Raw genomic sequence first — 17205 nt, 5'->3', positions numbered from 1 at the left:
CAGTGATGATGAAATGGCGGAAAGCGGACAACAGAAGTGATCAAACAGCGGACATTAAAAATGGCGAAAAACGGTCATAAATCTTGGCGTTGACAATAAAGACCGCTGAATATCCAGTCCCGCGATCTCACCTGCGTAAAGTATTTCTTTTTAATCCACCTGAGCCCCTTGTGAGGATGTCTGGACTTAGCCCATCTCCAGATAATCTCGAAGATTAGGTGATCTACATAAGTAAAAACCTGCTTCGAAACAACATGGCGGTGGTAGTTTGCCCATCCTCTAATCGCGGGATTTAGCCGCGCGATTAGTGACGCAGCAGGTTGAGCTATCATTCGTTTAACGATCGCTTTTAGCTTCGCTATCAGCGTGCTTATGCTTTTCTTTGACGGTTTTATTAGAAGTTTTCCGTTAGGATAACGTCTGATATTTTGCCCAAGAAAATCGAAACCTTCAGAGACATGGGTAACCCTGGTCTTTTCTTTAGAAAGCTCAAGTCCACGCTCAGCAAGGAATGCTTCGACGAGAGGTATAATGTCTGTAATTATCTCCCGGCTATTACCTGTGATAATGAAGTCATCGGCATACCGGATCAGATGCACTTTTGCTGCTTTACCCGCCCCCTGACCTTTACCTTTCAGTGGAAATTGCTTCCTCAGCGCTGATTCAAGGCCATCAAGAGCAAGGTTCGCCAGCGCAGGTGAGATGATCCCTCCTTGCGGAGTGCCTGCGGTTGTTGAGTGATAAACCTGTTTTTCCATAAAGCCGGACTTTAACCATTTCCTCAGAACAGTTCTGTTCATGGGGACGTGGTCGATTAACCACTGGTGGTCGATATTGTCGAAACATCCTTTAATATCGCCTTCAAGGACCCATTCCGGACTGGTTTTTCGCGACAGATTGGCGAAACACCTTTCAATCGCGTCGGCGCACCGGCGCATGCCCCTGAATCCATACGAGCCGCCATCTGCTGTGGTTTCCGCGATAGGGTCCAATGCCAGCAGAAATAGCGCCTGCATGGCTCGATCCTTCATCGTAGGTATCCCCAGCGGACGTTGCTTCCCGTTAGCTTTTGGAATGTATATTCTTCTGAGCGGGGAGGGTGAGTAGCCTCTGGATTTAAGAGACTGGGCCCCTGCAAATCTTTTAGCCGAAGAGTCCCAGATAATGCCGTCCACACCGGGAGTGCTTCTGCCCTTATTACTGGTCACTCTGCGGGCTGCCAGAAATTTACCGCTCATAGAACGCGTCAGCAAGTAGCTTAAAACACGAACCTTATTCCATCTATTTTCCTGAACTGCCTTCACGATACGTGCCTGTAGCCGACTGACATTTGCCTCAATCGAATGCCACTCAAGGGCATCCCATTGGTGGCCTATGCCCGAGGCTGCACCAGCTTTCGCCATCATCTGCTTTTCCTCGTTCGTCGTTAATCAGGTTTTCTCGTGACGTAAGACCACGGGGAAGTCTGCTCGTTTTCACGCCGGATGATATTGCAACCCGTATCCTGTTCATTACAAACAGACATTCGCTTTTTCCCCGATCCTATACCCACATAGCCATCACTTCCCCTTACGGAGTTGCTTCCTTATTAAGGAGCTATTTGGGCTTACCGTGTTCCACATAAATGACACGAGTGGTTTAGGTTCCTCTTGCGCTACCGACGGTCATTATGCCCATGGCGGGTGAGAATGGAGCACCCGCACCGACCGTATTCAGATCCTGTCAGCATCTTTGGATCCTTCTTGGTTGACGATAGTAAACGAGGTTCGCATATGCTAACCATGCCACTCACCCTAGCTCCGGCCCGCGTTGATGCTGGCAGGCATGCCATCCTCTCGCGATTCCGGCACTCGCCTAGCGGCGAAGGCTACATTGTCCGAGGGCTTTTAGACGGCCCGTTACCAGTCCGCCCTACCTCGTAGGGTACTGCCGATGGGACGGCAGGTTAGGTAATAAATTGCATTCCTAACAATCACTTATGCGACTTCACGTCGCACCCATTCGAACCAGCCGTCGGCAAAAACAATGGCCCGTCCGTGCTCCCAGAGTGGCCTGAACATCCGGCTGTCGGCCGCAGTTTCACTTCTTGCGTTGATGAGCGCAGGCTTGTTCCACCACTCCGGGGCATAACCCCAGTGAACAGGATCAAGCTGCAGCTGCGAGTGGCGTTCACTCAGCAGCAATACCCGGGTTCCGGGCGCGACGTTGTAGCGGCCGACGGGCTCCGGATCATACGGAATATCCCGTTCAGCTTCTTCTCCGAGAAAGGGCAGGTACTCCTCGCGGGAGTTGTATTGTGTAAGCGTCCCTGTGCCTGTCCCGTTGAACCAGAGCGTGGAGGCAGGAAAGCCCGCTCCTGAGTCCGTGATGTCGCTGTGGGTGGCCGGAGCAGGATATACTGTGTGCGTAGATTTTCTGGATGAAAGGCAGATAAGACGCTGGAGTGATGAAAGAAAAGCGGCTGCCCGTCGGCGGAATCTGGAGCGCCGTGTTAACCGGATTGCGCCACTGTTTGCTGATGAACTCATTGAGCGGGAACTGACGGCACGGCCTGCGTACTTTCGTGAAATATCACCAGCGTAAATCGGTTATATAATACGCGGATTAAAATCTGTGTATGTATCAGTGCAACTTACCCGGAATGGAAACCAGTTATGACAGAAGCTCAGTATGCCTTTACTCATTTTTTGCGAATGTTTGTTTTAATGGCTGTGATTAGCGCAGGATATGGATATCTCATCATCAGTGTTGTTATGACCCGGAAGCGGGCATATATCCTTCAGTTTTTGTCTCTTGCCGGACTCGGTGCGTTATTTTCATTCCTGGTGTTCAGGAGTGACGGTATGTGGTCAGGTGCTCCGGAAGTGTCTCAGGCGATACTCATCGGGATGTTTACTGCGACGGTCATTTTTTACATGTTTTGCCTGCTTATTCGTGCCGTTGGCTGGCTCATAGCTCGATGATATTCCTGGTCAGAAAGAGCATCTGCCCGGTATAATCGACGTGGCGCTTGAGGCTTTTTGCCTCATGACGTGAAGGTGGTTTGTTTCCTTGTTGTGCGGCAGAAAGCAGAAAGCCCCGAAGTTAATTCTCATTAACCACGAGGCTTAGTCTGTATGCCTGAACAACATCAGATTAGCCGCTTACCTGCCGAAAGGCAAGGAGAAGTCAGCTATGAAACTGCCGCGAAGTACCCTGCTCTGGTGCGTGTTGATAGTGTGTCTCACACTGCTGATATTCACTTACCTGACCCGAAAATCGCTCTGCGAAATCCGGTACAGGGACACGAACAGGGAGGTGGCGGCTTTTATGGCCTACGAATCCGGTAAGTAAGCTACCTGGAGGCGGGGGAACCCCCCGCCTTTTCAGGTGCTGAGTTGCTCTGACATGCCTGAAGCGCCTTTATGAAGGGGTTACCGGTTAGATGGTAGCCCCTTTTTCTTTCCTGGCGCGACCGCACGCCTGAACTTCCGGGAAGGGCTGTTCCCCTGCGGGGAACGGGGGAAGGGGGACGCGCCTCCGGCGCTGCCCCTCTGCTCCCTCTGCCTTGTCCACACTCCGGCCTTTCCTGCCTGATTTTGCTGAAGTCCGAGCGCCATGAGTTACCTGCCTGTACCTGGCTTCAGCATTGTTTTCCCTGTGTTCTTCATCCCGGGCGCCATATCCGGCGTCCTGCTGGTTAACTTTTCCAGCTGCAGCTCAGTTATGGCCATAACCCGAAAACAGGGCAGGGCGAGGTCGGGTAGCAGCAGCGCATTACTGCGCCGCCGCCCCCTGAGAACGGTACGTGCAGGTTTCCCCGGGCTGACGCCCGATCTCGTTGTCCCGAAAGCTTCAGACCCCGCCGTTGCCAGCAACGCCTGTTCCGGTAGGCTACAGCTAATGGAATAGCTGGTTTTATCAAAGTAAAACAATATGTTAAACGACTTCCTGTCGCACGGCCCCCTTCGGCTCCCGGACAGCAGCGCTGGCCGGTCGTCGAGCCCCACTCCGCCAGGGCGGCCGCTGACGCACCCGCCGGGCTCCGCCGAACCCCTTCGGGGTTCGTGCCATACGGCTAGGGTCTGATGGCTAAGGTCAAAGGCTTCGGCTTCTCCGGCCGTGCCGTCCGGAACGCCTTCACCGCGCCGGCTGATGCCGTCGCTTTAATGGCGCCACGCCGTTCCGACGTGTCGGGTGTGTGCATCCTGTTCCCCCTGTGAGGCCATCCCCCGTGCGTCCTCACGCGGAGGGCTGCTTGTAGCACCGTCGGGTCGTCATCCGAAGGGTGAAATGCACTCCGCCAAAACTTTTTGCAAAGGTCCGCAAAAACTTTTGTCTCCGCCCTTCTCCTGCCGCCCCGCCGTTGCTCCTTTGCCCTTTGCCGCGAGAGAACTCACCAGGGAGATGGACAACCATCACCACAGGAGAAAACCAGGATGCACACACGAAACGTCAACGTCAAAACCGCCGCTCAAGAATCTACCGGAAGATGGGTGAAAAAAATGGCACGGATCATCGACCGTGGGCACTACAACGTGGCCTGTGCGCAGGAGGCTCATGCGCATTACGGCAATAAGTTCACTCGCACAGATGCCTGTCTGTATTTCATCCGTGGCGCGATGTCTGCAATTTTTCAGAAATCTTAAGTGAACAGGGGAGAAGACGAATGAACACACAGAACGTCAACGTCAAAACCGGCAACAAAGAATCTTCAGAAAGATGGGGTTCAGACCCGAAAGCGCGTCTGGCCTGTGTTATCGCAGAGCAAAAGTCATACCTGATCGAGCTTTGCGGCGTGTGGAATCTCCATCTGAGCCAGAAAGATGAAGCTGAGGAAATCCTGCGTCTTCTCGGCCTGATGAGCGACAACGTTCACAGGGAAGGGGTGCTGTGCTGGGAACGCTCATATCCTCTGGTGTCGTTTGATGTCGTGCAGCCGTGGTTGCAGGCTCAGGATCACGCCATCCGCTTATACGGTGTAATCGGGCGTGAGGCGTGGGACATCGCGCGTAAAGACCTTTGTAACAACATTAATTTTGCTCAGGCCATGTTGCGCCTGGAAGCCCGTCCATAAGCATAACCCACGGCGGCAGGGCATGTCGCCATCAACCAGAGAAGGAGAACACCATGCATTTAAACCTGACCGAATCTTCCGCCCTGTTGGGAATGCAGGCCACCGCTGAAGCCGAGCGGGCGTACTGGCGGAGCCGTGAAAAGGCGGCGGTGAAAGAACCCGCTGAAATCGACGTGCACGCCTTCCATGATGCGCTGGGGCTGATGTACCCGATGAACTGGCGCAGCAGTGAGAACGGCGAGTGTGAAACCTTCATGCTGGCGGAGATGGTCTGCGGCAACGTGACCGAAATCTACGCGCGGATCGGTATCCGTTATTACCGGATGCGCGACTACAGCAACCTTGACCACGCGGAGATCCTGGCACGCGTTAAGGAGGAAATGCAGCGCCAGAAATGAAAAAGGCAGACTTTCGTCTGCCATATCCCGCCGGATTCTTTGTTTTCGACGCACCGAATCCGGCCTTCACCAAAAGGAACAAACCAATGCAATTCAGTGAAGTTTCAATTGTTACACCGACCGCCCTGTATGTCCAGATGCTTGAGGCGGAAAACGCACCCGTAAAAAAACAGGTGCGTATTAAACGCAGTGATATCGACCGTGACGACATCAGCGCCGAAATGCGGGCGCTGGGTCGTCACATTGCACACTGCCGGAAGAAGGGCCGCTCTGTGCGTATTCCTGCCATGCGCGGGAGTGAGTTGGGGCAGGTGTTACGCACGCTCGAACTGAAGCGGGCATTTAACTGATAACTGAGCCGCTCCTTACGGGGCGGCATTTAAGGAGGAAATATGTCTCAACTCAGTTTTGCCAGTTTCTTTGACCTGGCGAAAGAAGCTGCACCCTTAACAACCGCTAAACCCGTATTACCTGCCGTGAACGCGCCGACGATACCGCACCGGATGATGACCACTGATGAAGCCCGACGCCAGTTTGTCAGCGTGTTCATGGACACCGCCCGAAATTTGCGCCGCTGGGAGGTGTTCAGCGACTTCATCACTCTGGCCGCCAGCGAGCTGGATATGGCGCGAATAAGAACGCCGGAGAACATTGAGCATAGCCGTGAAATCTGTTCGAAGTATGGCGAGAGCGATATCAGCAATCTGCATACGCTTTTCTGCCTGATGGTCTGCGCGCTGGAGGCGAAATTTCACGACTTTCTCGGCGCGATCTTCATGGAACTTGAGCTGGGCGACTATATTCATGCTGTGGATGGGGGGCGATAACCTGTCTAATCTGCTCAGCCCCGACCTGACCATCGCCAGCCCGTTTGTCATCACAATGGTGATGGAGGCCGAAGACCAGGTGGCGACGCAGGGAGAGGCCACGCGTAAGTATCTAGACAGGGACAAAAAAGCGAACTCTCCCTATGCAACCCTGTTTCCCGGCGTGGCTAAACAGGCAAAAGAATGGAAGGACAGACACTCATTGCTGATGATGCACAGACGGCGCTGCGCCTGGCACAGGAGAACCCGGAAAGCGGGGTGGTGATACGCCTGCACGGCGAAGAACGGTTGCTCAATGCTGCCCGGCTGACCGGGGGGCGTATCACCGTGCCGGAAGAAACGGCACAGGCGGTACGCACCGCAGCCGAAGCGGCAGGAAAATCCGAAGACCCACTCGGCCAGCTGCCCGACGAACAGCAGAAACTGGAGGAAGCCCGGGATAAGGCCGCGCGTGAGCTCGCGGAAAAAGGTACCGCCGTTGCGCTGCCGGAGATACCCGTCGCTGACGGTGATAAGCGGGAGCCGCTGCTGTCAGAACGTGACGAGCTGCGGATGCGGGATGGCGCTGAACGTGACAGCCGGGAGGTGGACGAGGCCGTTCGGGAAGTGGCGACAGGCGAGCGCGGTACGCTCCAGCAGGTCCGTGAGCAGTTACTGCGGAAGGATCGGGAGTGGGTTATTAACCCGCCGGAGAAAGTCATTGAGCTGGAAAAAACGCTGGGGGGGGACTGATGCGAGTCTCGTTACCGGTATCCAAACCATCACGCATCTCACTGCTGATGCTGTCTCCGCTGCAGCGCGATGTTATCCGGATGGTGGCCTTTGTGGCGATGGTGCTGGACCATCTGGCCACGGCGTTTCAGGCTGACGTCCCCCTGCTGAATATGGCGGGACGCTGCGCCTTTCCGCTGTTTGCTCTGGTAAGCGGCTGCAATCTGGCCGGACACGCCCTGCGTCAGTCGTCCCTGAACCGTCTTTGGCTGATGGCGCTGCTGGCGCAGCCCGGCTACTGGCTGGCATTCAGGGACGCCGGACTCATGTGGTGGCAGCTGAATATCCTGTTCACCTTCGCCGTTGTTATGCAGGTGGCCCGCTTCCTGCAGTCGGCGACCGTGCTTAATGGCGTTGCGGCGTTCACGGCCCTGGTGGGGTATCTGCCGTTCAGTTCTGCCAGTTACGGTATATCCGGTCTGCTGATGCTCGCCGGCGCACTGCTTATCTGGCAGGTCCGGGACTCACTGCGACCCGCTATGTTTGCCATCTGGCTGCTGCTGGTCGCCCTGCTTAATGCCCGACACGGTGACGCGATGATGCTCTCTGGCGTGATGCTGACGCTGGCCGTGCTGTTCTGCATGCACGGGGTGGTGCCGGCTTCCGGACGACGCATGCAGGCCGGACGGTGGTTTGCGTCAGCGTATGCCCTTCATCTGCTGTGTATTGGCTTTCTGGTCAGTGTTCTCTGATCTGTCTTTGCTGTTACTTCAATCAATCAAAAGGACATAACATGAAAAATAAGCGAATCGCTGTATCTGCGATTATCACAGGCTATCCGGAGTGGGTGGAAGGAGGAAAATCATGACTTTCTTCCGCTATTTACGCCTTCGTGCGGCTCAGCAGATGCTTTGTGTCTCATACAGCATGCCGGTGGCGATATTGCTGACTACGGTGTTCTCGCCACCTGGTACCTGGTCCGTTCCGTGTTTTTTTGTCTGGTTCATGACGCTGATGGTGCTGACGTGGGGGGGGGCTTGCGCTCTATACGCGGGATAATGACCGTGTCTGCCTGCTTGCTGACTCACGTATGATCGCTGTTCGTAACGGTAAGTCCGTCATTGTGGCCAGAATGAAACTTCACGAGAAGGCCCGTCTGGTCCGTGAGGTGCTGCTCGATGATGACGTTATCCGTAGACAGCGGCAGGAATGGTGGCGCGGTATCAGCCGTTATCTGACGCTGAGTTTTCGGTATTTGCCCGCGACGTTACTGATGACAGCCTTCCTCCTGTCCTGGCTGGAGCCTGAAACGGGTGTGAAAATCGTTGAAAAACTCAGGACGTGCCCGCCAGAAAGCATTGTCAGGTGGACGTCGGGCGGACTGGCGTCAATGTATATCATTACCGGCCTGGCATGTGTGATGTGCGACATTGCGATGGACCGGCTTCCGTTGAACTGCTTTCGTGAGGCATTTCTGGCGAAAGTGGCGGCGTATCAGCAATGTGATGACGATACGTCCTTTTCCGGGACGGATGCGACGGATGAGCATGCTGAACTCAGGGAGGGCGGAAAATGATTGTTCCCGTCGATGCAGAACGTGATGAACATGGATACTGGACGCATCCTGCACTGATCCGCAGCGGTTGTGAAACCCCGGCAGAACTTGGCTACTGGCTGAGAAGTCACGGGCTGCAGTGCTTTGTGATGACCATGCGTGATGAAGCGCCTGAAGCGTTTGCAGCCGGATTCACCGATGAAACGCCGGACGCACGGGGCTGGATACCCGAACCGCCGGACGACGACGGCTGGTTCCTGGGGTCTGTTCATGATACTAGCTACGGGCCTGCCTGCTACTGGTTCCGCAATACAACAACGGCCTGACGCCTCCGCATGGCGTCGTTGTCCAACCCCGGCAATCGGGGAAAAGCAAGTTTCCCCCGATTCCGGCGTTTCTGAGTAAATCCAGTGAAGGAAATACCATGCAAATAACGCAAAAAATACGTGTGCGCCGATGGCTTCTGCCCGGCGTGCTTGGTCTGGCAATGTGTTCTCCAGTTCCCATCACTTACGCCGCCACCATTGAGACAGGTTTTTCTCCGGAAGGTACGGCTCTTCAGCTGGTTCTTAAGACAATTGGGACTTCACAGCAGGAAATTCGCCTGATGGGCTATTCCTTTACCTCTCCGGAGGTGGTTCGCGCGCTTGTACAGGCAAAACGTCGGGGAGTGGATGTGAAAGTGGTGCTGGACTGGAAATTAAATGCCGGAAAGAACAACAACGCCAGCAAAGCAGCGATGAACCTTCTGGCTGGTGCCGGCATTCCGGTTCGTACAGTCAGTACTTACAAAATTCTCCATGAGAAAGTGATCGTCGCAGATGGCCGCAACACCCAGGTCGGCTCATTTAACTTCAGCCGGGCTGCAGACCGTTCGAATTCGGAGAACGTACTTGTGGTGTGGGATGACCCAGTTGTGGCAAGCAGCTACCTGAAGCACTGGGCATCCCGATGGGCACAGGGAGCAGACTGGAAACAGACGTACTGACCCCAAAGAAACGATCGTTAAACGTAAACCGTGCGCCAACACGGGTTACGTTCATAAAGTAAGTCGCTGATTTGCGGAATCTGTAGTATCCTCTGCGAAACGATCCTTGTTTGATCCTTGAGGGGGCAGAGATGTCGCAGGCTGAAAATGCAGTGACTTCCTCATCGAAAGAAAAGCGTCAGTACCGCAAAGGCCATCCGCTGAGTGCTTCTGAGCGACAACAAAGTTTTGTTGCGCGGAAACGTGAAACACACAAAGAAATTAAGATCCTTGTGCCTAAAGAGCTCAAGAGCAAATTTCAGGAAATGTGTGCAGAAAGCGGTCTGAGTCAGGCAGAACTGTTTAGCCGTTTAATCGACAAAGCCAGTTAAACTGGCGTTATGGGCTGACATTCTTGCTTGAGTGGGCACGTAGTGCTAGATTACTGATCGTTTAACGAATTTTGATGGCTGGCCACGCCGTAAGGTGGCAGGGAACTGGTTCTGTTGAGGTGTCTACCCGGGACCAGAAAAGCAAAAACCCCGATAATCTTCATCTAGTTTGGCGACGGGAAGAAGATTAACGGGGCCTACTTAAACTGTATAGAAGCTGTTGCTCTATGCAGGGAGTATAGTTTTATGCTCAGAAAACTGCAATACCTTCTGTGCTCAGTGCTCCTTCCGTGCAACATAAGCGCAGGAAGGTGTGGCTGAACAGTCCCTGTTCTCACATTACCGTCAGGTCAGAAACCCGCATCCGGCATTCACGCCGCGTGAAGGAAAGAAGACGCTGCCGTTCTGTCGTAAGCTGATGGCGAAAGCCGAAGGCTTCACGTCCCGTTTTGATTTTTCCGTCCACGTGGCCTTTGTGCGATCGCTGGGTAAGCGTCACCGCATGCCGCCGGTGCTGCGCCGTCGTGCCATCGATGCGCTGCTGCAGGGGCTGTGCTTCCACTATGACCCGCTGGCCAACCGCGTCCAGCGCTCCATCACCAATCTGGCCATCGAGTGCGGGCTGGCGACGGAGTCAAAGAGTGGGAACCTCTCCATCACCCGCGCCACGCGGGCGCTGAAGTTTATGGCGGAGCTGGGGCTGATTACCTATCAGACCGAATATGACCCGCAGATTGGGTGCAATATCCCGACCGATATCACCTTCACGCCGGCGCTGTTCTCTGCGCTCGACGTCTCTGACGTGGCCGTGGTGGCCGCGCGCCGCAGCCGCGTGGAATGGGAAAACCAGCAGCGCAAAAAACAGCACCTCCAGCCGCTGGAGATGGACGAGCTCATCGCGAAGGCCTGGCGTTTTGTGCGCGAACGTTTCCGCGTTTACCAGACCGAGCGCAAGTCGCACGGTCTGAAGCGCGCGCGGGCGCGGCGTGACGCGGGCAGAACGCGTCAGGACATTGTGACGCTGGTGAAACAGCAGCTGACGCGCGAGTACGCCAGCGGCCGCTTTACCGGCGGTCTGGACGCGATGAAGCGCGAGCTTGAACGGCGCGTGAAAGAGCGCATGCTGATGTCGCGCGGCAACAACTACACGCGGCTGGCCACAGTTCCCATATAACCCTCCTTCACGAAAAATCCGGCTTACGCCGGAGGATTTCGCACGTCTGCAGTACGCCGGTGCTCGTTTTCTGAGCGCAAATGTCGGCCGCTGCATCAGTATCCCCGTCATACTGTAATCAAAACGGTCTGAAATCTGACCGATGAAGCCCGCTGCGGTCGCTGGAATACACTTATCTACATTTAACTGCAAGGGACCTTTCCGTAAGGTTACAACCGGACAGCTTACAGAGCGCCAGCCGATGTAATTTCAAAGTGCATGATTTCCTTTAAAAACCTGCTGTGTACTTCTTTTAAATAAATAAGATTACTTCTTATAAATAAATAACCTGTTCATCGCCTGCCCTGTGGACAGGCTGAATAAATGACCGCCCTTGCAGCGGGCTCACGCCCGCGCGGGTTCGGAAAAAAAGATAAGTAGCACCCTCCGCTACGCGTCGGGCATCACTGATGCCAATAGTTACAACATACAAAAAAAATGAGAGCGGCAGAACGTGCACAGCTGCACCACCAGAGCCGGGTCCGACCCCTGAAAAACGCCGACGCCCCCGGCCGCAGGCCGGGGATGACATCGCTTTTAGTGATGGATGTTGTAACTAGAGTTCTCCGTTGCTGTGAGAAGTGTTGCTGATCGGTGTGGTGTACACGCCCGTAAGCGGCCCTCACGGCCCGCTAACGCGGAGATACGCCCCGACTGCGGCTTCGCCTTGTCGTGACCACTCCGACGGCGCACAAAAGCTTCTGCGTTGTTTCAGGCTGGGATGTTTTAGGTCTGGCAGGGCGGGGGTTATTACGGCTAAAGCCGTAATGCTTTTTTCGTCCTCGCTTCGCTGCGGTGGCCTCCGGCGCAAGCGCCTCCATGCCGTTTCACGGCATAATCACACCTGAACCCGGGTATCGTTTAAGGAAGAGCAGAATGGAGTATTCAGACGCCTTCATGCGCCGGCATGAAGAGATGTGCCAGGTGGTGGGCAGCATCGTTTTTGCGCTGGCCGAAGCCGGCCATGATCCGCGTCGCGAAAATATTGTCGCCGTGCTGCGCAGTGAGATGGCGGAAACAGGAAAACGGGAGCCGGAACAGGCGCACTTCCTGCCGGGGCAGGGAAACTGATAACGTCAGGGGAAGACACCAGAATGTCACGAACGGTCGAAATACTGCAGTACACCTTACACAGCGGCAGCGGTGACGGTTTTCACCGAATCATGCGGGACATCAGCCTTCCCCTGCATCAGCGCCACGGCATTGATGTTGTCTGGTCTGCTCAGTCCCTGCATGACCCGGATTACTACATTCTGGTGCGCGCTTTTGACTGCCCGGCAAGTATGTCTGCTGTGCTCGATGCTTTTTATGCAGGCGATGACTGGCGCAGCGGGCCGCGTGAAGACATTATTCGTTGTATCGACAGCGGCATTAAAACGGTGATAAGGCTGCCTGCGGAAAGGGTGGAAAAGCTTCGCGGCAAACATAACCTGTCTCCCTCTGGTCTGAAAGGAAACAACACTCTGCTGCCGGCGGGAGAATATTGATAAGAAGTATGGAAAAAACGGGCCATCTGGCATGGTGCGCGCTTGTTGCCCTGCACACTGCGCGGGAAGACGGACTGGTGCTGTCAGAGTCGCAGGAAAACCTGTTTATCAGCCGCTGGTTTGCGCAGGCGAAAAAGCAGCGGCGCTTTTCTCGTGACGTGGCCACCGATATTGAGTGGATACTGGAGCAGGGGCGAAGACTTGGCGTTCGGGCAAGGTTATGGCATAAGCTTGATTATCTCTGGCGCAGCTGTACGGTTGAACTGTCTGAGCAGAACGATCTCTTTCGCCTGACATACGCCCTCGAGCTGGCGAAGCAGTACGACTGGGTGTATCACGTCCTCAGCGACAGTTAGTGGAGTGGCCGGCGTCAGATTCAGCCGCCGGCGTCGGTAAACAGCATCTTTCTGCTGAAAAGCGCGCTTGATATCGGTTTTAATGATGACGGGAAGCAGGTTATGCCGGTTCCGGCCAGAATTGGCGGGCGCGCTGAGGGGCTGAATGCGCTGCTGAAAACCTGTGGCTGGGAGGCCGTCAGCAACGACGATCACTGGCAGCTGGTGACCATCAGCGCTGGCTGAACAGTAAAGAACTGGTCAACCCGGTTATGTCAGCGGGTGATGCGCTGAAGATCTTCTTCAGACAGACCGGTCATGGCCATCACGGTATTGCGGTCAATGCCACTCTGCAGCATCGTGCGGGCAATTTTCAGGGGCGCTTCACGCTCACCTTCGGTGCGGCCTTTTTGGATGCCGCGCTGTTCGCCAGGCTGTTCAGCTTTTCGGATTTTTTAGCCTTAAATACATACTTTTCCCATGGTAATTATATGCACGGATGCTTCATCATGTGATGATGGCTTCTTTTCTGAAATACAATTAAAAATATTGTGTTACGGGTGGCCCCTTTTACAGGGGCCTTTTTTATTTAGCCGAGAGTATCTCCCCTCCCGGAAATGTACTGCCCCCAAAAAGTTGGACAGATTAACCGAGGCATCAGAGAACGAGTCCATTTAATAGATAGGCTCTTTTTTGTTTCCGGCCATACCTAAATAACATTTTCCGCAAGCGGATTATCCATTCCATTGCTTAATTACATCACGCCGATTTCTATTGATTTAACCTTAGACGCACTATCAAATTATCGCTAACGTAACAGTCTTTGCGTTCTATTGAGGGAGCTTAAGGAGCAATCTTCGCTGCTGAGTTTGCGATGGTTTTAAACCATGGTGAATGTAGAAATTTTTGGCTTCTTCGGTAAGTGCATGAACCATGATTGCACGTACACCAATATTCTCGGCAACCCGATAGCAACGAAGCACTGCGTCATGAAGTAAATCAGCGCCAAGCCCTTTCCCGCGGAATGAGAGATCGACTGCAAGACGGGCTAGTATAATGACAGGAATGGGATCTGGCATGTTACGGCGAAGATTGCCTGTCGCTTCTGTATGGTTGACGCTCCCGGTAGCCAGTGAGTAAAAGCCTGCAATTTGCTTTGTGTCTTTTTTACACACCACAAACGTTCGGGTCGCTCCGAGTGCCTGGTTTTTGAGGCCTTTCTGCTTTAACCAGTCATCGAGCACAGTCTCACCGCTGACGAACTCAGCAACCTGATGATAAATGGACAGAGGTTCTGGTGCTGTTACACGTCCCACTGAGGTTTCCTTGCCAGCAGTTTCTCGATAACGGGATCATCTGTAACGGGTTCATCAAGCATATCGATAAACTCCGCATATTGCTCATCGTTAAAGTTAAATACACGGCGGTCGAGGATCACATTCTCGGCAGCCTGACAGGCCATTTCCAGAATGAAATCTGTACGTGACTTGTGAAGGATTTCCGCAGCTGCATCAATGAGCGCCCGCTGCGATTCCTTAGCTCTAAGGTTAAGTTGAACATCTGATTTCATGAGACACCTCTTGTATAGCATTTGCTTTACAAGCATAGCATAACCACCACGTATAGCAAACGCTATACTTTAAGTCGTCGTTTTTCATTTTTTGAATACTGATGCCCGCTTTGTGCCAGATATAGTCATTCGAACCCTGAGGGTTACACTTTTAAGTGATTCAGGGTATGCGCTTACTGGTTACGAATATTGTGCCAGAATCATGTGATCTGATGATTGCCGCTTTGCTTTCGAGTCAGTAAGTGCTCCACGTTCGCTAACGAATACTCAGGGCATGCAGATAAACTGCTGACTATATTTCTTTCGAAGGGCGTGGAATGCATACCAATCCCCGTTTAAAAGGAGTTGGTGATGACTGCTATAGATCAGTTTGCTGCTCATGTTGGTCTGGATTGGGCGGATAAAAAGCACGATGTCTGCGTTCAGTTTAAAAACGGTGAGCGCACATTCCATGTGATTAACCATACGCCGGAAGCGCTTGATACCTGGCTCAATGAGTTGCACCAGAAGGTCAAAGGCAGGATCGCTATCGCCCTTGAACTGAAGAAAGGCCCTGTAGTATATGCTCTCCAGAAGTACCCCTTTATTACTGTCTTTCCTGTACACGCGTTGTCATTGGCCCGCTATCGGCAGACCTTCTGGCCAAGTGGTGCGAAGGATGATCCTCAGGATGCCGAGTTGGCGTTATATCTGATGCTACGCTATCCCCAAAAGATTAAAGCCATCGAACCCGACAATGCTGATATCCGTTTACTTCTACAACTAGTCGAGCAGCGTAGGCTGCTGGTAGAAGACAAACGCCGCTTTGTTAATCGGCTCATTAACACGCTTAAGCAGTATTATCCTCAACTCCTGGAATGGTTCTCACATCGGGACAGTTCATTGTTCTGTGAGCTCATAATTCGCTGGCCAAGCCTGCAACAGCTCAAACGTGCCCGGAGTAATACCGTCCGTCATTTTATGAACGCAAGAGGTGGTCCCGCTGTTGCGTATACAGAACAGCGGGTTACAAGCATTGCCAACGCGATTCCCCTGACCACTGATAAAAGTGTCATCGAGGCGAACGCGCTAATGGCAACAGTTCTTGCATCACAAATCAAACTTGTAGGTGAACTTATCAGAACCTACGACGAACGAATCAAATCGTTATTCGATAAGCTTCCGGATGCAGAGCTGTTCAAATCACTACCGGGCATGGGGCCGTGTATGGGCCCACGTATGCTTGCCGCACTGGGTGATAACCGCGACCGCTTCAACAGCGCTGAGGAAATTCAAAACTACGCAGGTATTGCCCCGGTGACTGAACGGAGTGGCCAGAAATCCTGGGTTCACTGGCGATGGCAGTGTGCCAAGTTCGTCAGGCAAACCTTTGTCGAATGGGCTGCCAAAACGGTTAACTCATTATACTGGGCCAAGCTGTATTATCAGGGGATGCGAGAAAAAGGAAAATCTCATCAATCAGCGATCTGGGCTCTGGCATTCAAATGGATAAGGATTATTTACCGCTGCTGGAAGACCAGAACCCGTTATGACGAAGCGAAATATTTGCTGGCACTGGAAGCGCGAAAATCACCCTTACTAATGCCGTAGAAAGCTTGTCGAATGTCTCAGGGCGTGAAGCGGACCTTTCAGAAGCCATAGCAGACGTATTATCGAACCGGATACTTATGTTTCAACCCCTCCCTGCATTGCCGGAAACCTGTCGTGCATGAAATAAGTCTGTTTTATATACAGCGACATATTTCGCATGGGGAGCCATCCACGTCTGAGTTTTCCGCCAGTTCGACAGCACCTGTTCCGGCATCGCCGGTCTGAAATCTATTTTAGCTGCCAGGGCGGAAGGCAAAGCGAGGAAGATATGCCCGCACCAATGATAACAGCGCTCTGCTTCATAATGTCGCTCCGGTCAGGGTTGTAGGGCTGAGATGTCCCGTTTTCAGATAAAAAAGTGCGCCAGAGGCGGTGGCTATAAGAGCAGGCATATCACCCGGCGGAAACCTCAGCCAGCTTCCTGCCCCATAGCAACCTTCCGGCGCATGGAGTTCCCCCTGCAGAAGAAGGATCTCTGCTCCGCCAACAAGCGGTGCACAGAAGATCCGCTCACCCGGGGCAAGCTTCTGAAGCAGCAAGGTTTCTGAAGTGCCGGAGAATAAAGGGCAGACTTGTCTTTGCGACTGACCGTGCCAGTTAGCTGCCTCCTGCGTATTTCTCCTGACCGGCTGGCGCTCACCGGCAGACATCTGGCGCAGTTTGACGAAAATGGTTGTGCCGTCGCGACTTGAGGGTTGGTGAGAAGAACCGTCCGGGCTGCGCAGATACCAGCCGGCAGGATAGTTGACCCCGTTTTCGGTAAAAGTCCCCTCGAGCACCAGAATCTCCTCTCCGCCGGGATGGCTGTGTGCGGGAAATTCGGATCCTGGCGCATACCTGACAAGGCTGGTTGCGCGGGCCTGCTCGCGACCAATCCGGTCAAGCATCACGCGCTCAACGCCGGGCAGGGGAGAAGGTATCGACTGATAATCGTCCGGAGTAACGATCGCACGCTGCGAAAAATCAGAATTCAGTAACATCATAGTGAGTGATTAAAGCCTTAATCCCCATATCGCTTTCTTTCTGCAACCGGTTCAGGTCAGCTTCCATATGCGCGATGCGGCGGGAGACCTTTTCGGAACTGTTGCCGAAGTTCATCCGGCG

The 17205-nt window shown here is 53.6% G+C and carries 19 protein-coding genes and 9 pseudogenes; 21 read left to right on the top strand and 7 right to left on the bottom strand.

Annotated elements, in window-relative coordinates:
• Positions 1-74 precede the first annotated feature (74 nt).
• Both ltrA and DFO52_RS22870 read right to left on the bottom strand, forming a co-directional pair.
• Entirely contained in the window at positions 75-1406 is a 1332-nt protein-coding gene (ltrA, locus tag DFO52_RS22875; protein ID WP_133551256.1) for a group II intron reverse transcriptase/maturase, read from the bottom strand.
• 582 nt (positions 1407-1988) lie between these two features.
• Positions 1989-2273, bottom strand: a pseudogene (locus tag DFO52_RS22870) (SOS response-associated peptidase family protein); the annotation flags it as partial.
• A gap of 16 nt (positions 2274-2289) precedes the next feature.
• Between DFO52_RS22870 and DFO52_RS23390 the strand changes: the two are divergent.
• From DFO52_RS23390 to DFO52_RS22765, 20 genes and pseudogenes are all read left to right on the top strand, one after another.
• Positions 2290-2583 carry a hypothetical protein gene (locus tag DFO52_RS23390; RefSeq protein ID WP_243737959.1) on the top strand — a complete coding sequence of 98 codons (294 nt, stop codon included), beginning with the start codon at positions 2290-2292 and terminating at the stop codon, positions 2581-2583.
• 71 nt (positions 2584-2654) lie between these two features.
• Positions 2655-2963: a hypothetical protein gene (locus DFO52_RS22860; protein WP_133551255.1), complete on the top strand. Its 309-nt coding sequence runs from the start codon at positions 2655-2657 to the stop codon at positions 2961-2963.
• 153 nt (positions 2964-3116) lie between these two features.
• Positions 3117-3266, top strand: a pseudogene (locus tag DFO52_RS23385) (DUF5431 family protein); the annotation flags it as partial.
• Entirely contained in the window at positions 3208-3333 is a 126-nt protein-coding gene (locus tag DFO52_RS22855; RefSeq protein ID WP_223540704.1) for a type I toxin-antitoxin system Hok family toxin, read from the top strand. The pseudogene DFO52_RS23385 and the gene DFO52_RS22855, both read left to right, overlap by 59 nt.
• 1085 nt (positions 3334-4418) lie before the next feature.
• Positions 4419-4628, top strand: coding sequence for a hypothetical protein (locus tag DFO52_RS23200; protein WP_208110488.1), 210 nt, complete (start codon positions 4419-4421; stop codon positions 4626-4628).
• 20 nt (positions 4629-4648) lie between these two features.
• On the top strand, positions 4649-5056 hold the full coding sequence (locus DFO52_RS22845; protein ID WP_133551254.1) for an ammonia monooxygenase: 408 nt from the start codon (positions 4649-4651) through the stop codon (positions 5054-5056).
• Between the two features lie 53 nt (positions 5057-5109).
• On the top strand, positions 5110-5454 hold the full coding sequence (locus DFO52_RS22840; protein ID WP_133551253.1) for a hypothetical protein: 345 nt from the start codon (positions 5110-5112) through the stop codon (positions 5452-5454).
• 86 nt (positions 5455-5540) lie between these two features.
• On the top strand, positions 5541-5804 hold the full coding sequence (locus tag DFO52_RS22835; protein WP_133551259.1) for a hypothetical protein: 264 nt from the start codon (positions 5541-5543) through the stop codon (positions 5802-5804).
• A 42-nt stretch (positions 5805-5846) separates the two neighbouring features.
• A pseudogene (locus DFO52_RS22830) lies at positions 5847-6251 on the top strand (SAM-dependent DNA methyltransferase); the annotation flags it as partial.
• Between the two features lies 1 nt (position 6252).
• A pseudogene (locus DFO52_RS23450) lies at positions 6253-6474 on the top strand (hypothetical protein); the annotation flags it as partial.
• Positions 6471-7013: pseudogene (locus DFO52_RS22820) on the top strand (conjugative transfer relaxase/helicase TraI domain-containing protein); the annotation flags it as partial. The pseudogenes DFO52_RS23450 and DFO52_RS22820, both read left to right, overlap by 4 nt.
• Positions 7013-7744 (top strand): type-F conjugative transfer system pilin acetylase TraX, encoded by a 732-nt coding sequence (gene traX, locus DFO52_RS22815; protein WP_133551252.1) that lies wholly within the window; start codon positions 7013-7015, stop codon positions 7742-7744. The pseudogene DFO52_RS22820 and the gene traX, both read left to right, overlap by 1 nt.
• A gap of 338 nt (positions 7745-8082) precedes the next feature.
• The gene (locus DFO52_RS22810; protein WP_243737958.1) at positions 8083-8568 is read left to right on the top strand and encodes a hypothetical protein; all 486 of its coding nucleotides are present in this window, start codon (positions 8083-8085) and stop codon (positions 8566-8568) included.
• A complete protein-coding gene (locus DFO52_RS22805) occupies positions 8565-8873 on the top strand; it encodes a hypothetical protein (protein WP_133551251.1) in 309 nt (102 codons plus the stop codon). The genes DFO52_RS22810 and DFO52_RS22805 overlap by 4 nt, the downstream gene beginning before the upstream one ends.
• A 98-nt stretch (positions 8874-8971) precedes the next feature.
• Complete coding sequence (locus tag DFO52_RS22795; protein WP_133551250.1) at positions 8972-9535, top strand: phospholipase D family protein; 564 nt, start codon at positions 8972-8974, stop codon at positions 9533-9535.
• 131 nt (positions 9536-9666) lie between these two features.
• Positions 9667-9906, top strand: coding sequence for a replication regulatory protein RepA (repA, locus tag DFO52_RS22790; RefSeq protein WP_133551249.1), 240 nt, complete (start codon positions 9667-9669; stop codon positions 9904-9906).
• Between the two features lie 313 nt (positions 9907-10219).
• Entirely contained in the window at positions 10220-11080 is an 861-nt protein-coding gene (gene repA / locus DFO52_RS22780; protein WP_133551248.1) for an incFII family plasmid replication initiator RepA, read from the top strand.
• 915 nt (positions 11081-11995) lie between these two features.
• Positions 11996-12190: a DUF2767 family protein gene (locus DFO52_RS22775; RefSeq protein ID WP_208110486.1), complete on the top strand. Its 195-nt coding sequence runs from the start codon at positions 11996-11998 to the stop codon at positions 12188-12190.
• A 23-nt stretch (positions 12191-12213) separates the two neighbouring features.
• Positions 12214-12537 (top strand): annotated as a pseudogene (locus DFO52_RS22770) (NIPSNAP family protein); the annotation flags it as partial.
• Positions 12538-12605: 68 nt separating this feature from the next.
• Positions 12606-13187 (top strand): annotated as a pseudogene (locus DFO52_RS22765) (DUF2913 family protein).
• Positions 13188-13216: 29 nt separating this feature from the next.
• On the opposite strand, the pseudogene DFO52_RS22760 reads toward DFO52_RS22765, so the two are convergent.
• The 3 genes and pseudogenes from DFO52_RS22760 to DFO52_RS22750 all read right to left on the bottom strand — a co-directional run.
• Positions 13217-13378: pseudogene (locus DFO52_RS22760) on the bottom strand (ISNCY family transposase); the annotation flags it as partial.
• A 393-nt stretch (positions 13379-13771) separates the two neighbouring features.
• Positions 13772-14257 (bottom strand): GNAT family N-acetyltransferase, encoded by a 486-nt coding sequence (locus DFO52_RS22755; protein ID WP_133551247.1) that lies wholly within the window; start codon positions 14255-14257, stop codon positions 13772-13774.
• Positions 14245-14532, bottom strand: a complete 288-nt coding sequence (locus DFO52_RS22750) for a DUF1778 domain-containing protein (protein ID WP_133551257.1) — start codon at positions 14530-14532, stop codon at positions 14245-14247. The genes DFO52_RS22755 and DFO52_RS22750 overlap by 13 nt, the downstream gene beginning before the upstream one ends.
• Before the next feature lie 330 nt (positions 14533-14862).
• On the opposite strand from DFO52_RS22750, the gene DFO52_RS22745 reads away from it, so the two are divergent.
• Positions 14863-16101 (top strand): IS110 family transposase, encoded by a 1239-nt coding sequence (locus DFO52_RS22745; protein WP_133551246.1) that lies wholly within the window; start codon positions 14863-14865, stop codon positions 16099-16101.
• Between the two features lie 299 nt (positions 16102-16400).
• Here the strand turns inward: DFO52_RS22745 and DFO52_RS22735 are convergent, their stop codons facing one another.
• Both DFO52_RS22735 and DFO52_RS23380 read right to left on the bottom strand, forming a co-directional pair.
• Positions 16401-17084 carry a cupin domain-containing protein gene (locus DFO52_RS22735; RefSeq protein ID WP_133551245.1) on the bottom strand — a complete coding sequence of 228 codons (684 nt, stop codon included), beginning with the start codon at positions 17082-17084 and terminating at the stop codon, positions 16401-16403.
• 31 nt (positions 17085-17115) lie between these two features.
• Positions 17116-17205: pseudogene (locus tag DFO52_RS23380) on the bottom strand (hypothetical protein); the annotation flags it as partial.

Origin of the sequence: Enterobacter sp. AG326, assembly GCF_004362415.1 — a bacterium.
GTDB lineage: Bacteria > Pseudomonadota > Gammaproteobacteria > Enterobacterales > Enterobacteriaceae > Enterobacter > Enterobacter asburiae.
The sequence above is the reverse complement of the archived record's forward strand: the minus strand, read 5'-3'. Positions and strand labels throughout refer to the sequence as shown.

Bases quoted from the DNA above. Each gene is read 5' to 3' on its own strand.
- DFO52_RS22805 (WP_133551251.1), top strand. From the start codon at position 8,565: ATGATTGTTCCCGTCGATGCAGAACGTGATGAACATGGATACTGGACG.
- DFO52_RS23200 (WP_208110488.1), top strand. From the start codon at position 4,419: ATGCACACACGAAACGTCAACGTCAAAACCGCCGCTCAAGAATCTACC.
- repA (WP_133551249.1), top strand. From the start codon at position 9,667: ATGTCGCAGGCTGAAAATGCAGTGACTTCCTCATCGAAAGAAAAGCGT.
- DFO52_RS22745 (WP_133551246.1), top strand. From the start codon at position 14,863: ATGACTGCTATAGATCAGTTTGCTGCTCATGTTGGTCTGGATTGGGCG.
- DFO52_RS22795 (WP_133551250.1), top strand. From the start codon at position 8,972: ATGCAAATAACGCAAAAAATACGTGTGCGCCGATGGCTTCTGCCCGGC.
- DFO52_RS22860 (WP_133551255.1), top strand. From the start codon at position 2,655: ATGACAGAAGCTCAGTATGCCTTTACTCATTTTTTGCGAATGTTTGTT.
- DFO52_RS22735 (WP_133551245.1), bottom strand. From the start codon at position 17,084: ATGATGTTACTGAATTCTGATTTTTCGCAGCGTGCGATCGTTACTCCG.
- traX (WP_133551252.1), top strand. From the start codon at position 7,013: ATGCGAGTCTCGTTACCGGTATCCAAACCATCACGCATCTCACTGCTG.
- DFO52_RS22750 (WP_133551257.1), bottom strand. From the start codon at position 14,532: ATGCTATACAAGAGGTGTCTCATGAAATCAGATGTTCAACTTAACCTT.
- DFO52_RS22775 (WP_208110486.1), top strand. From the start codon at position 11,996: ATGGAGTATTCAGACGCCTTCATGCGCCGGCATGAAGAGATGTGCCAG.
- DFO52_RS22810 (WP_243737958.1), top strand. From the start codon at position 8,083: ATGATCGCTGTTCGTAACGGTAAGTCCGTCATTGTGGCCAGAATGAAA.
- ltrA (WP_133551256.1), bottom strand. From the start codon at position 1,406: ATGATGGCGAAAGCTGGTGCAGCCTCGGGCATAGGCCACCAATGGGAT.
- DFO52_RS22840 (WP_133551253.1), top strand. From the start codon at position 5,110: ATGCATTTAAACCTGACCGAATCTTCCGCCCTGTTGGGAATGCAGGCC.
- DFO52_RS22845 (WP_133551254.1), top strand. From the start codon at position 4,649: ATGAACACACAGAACGTCAACGTCAAAACCGGCAACAAAGAATCTTCA.
- DFO52_RS22835 (WP_133551259.1), top strand. From the start codon at position 5,541: ATGCAATTCAGTGAAGTTTCAATTGTTACACCGACCGCCCTGTATGTC.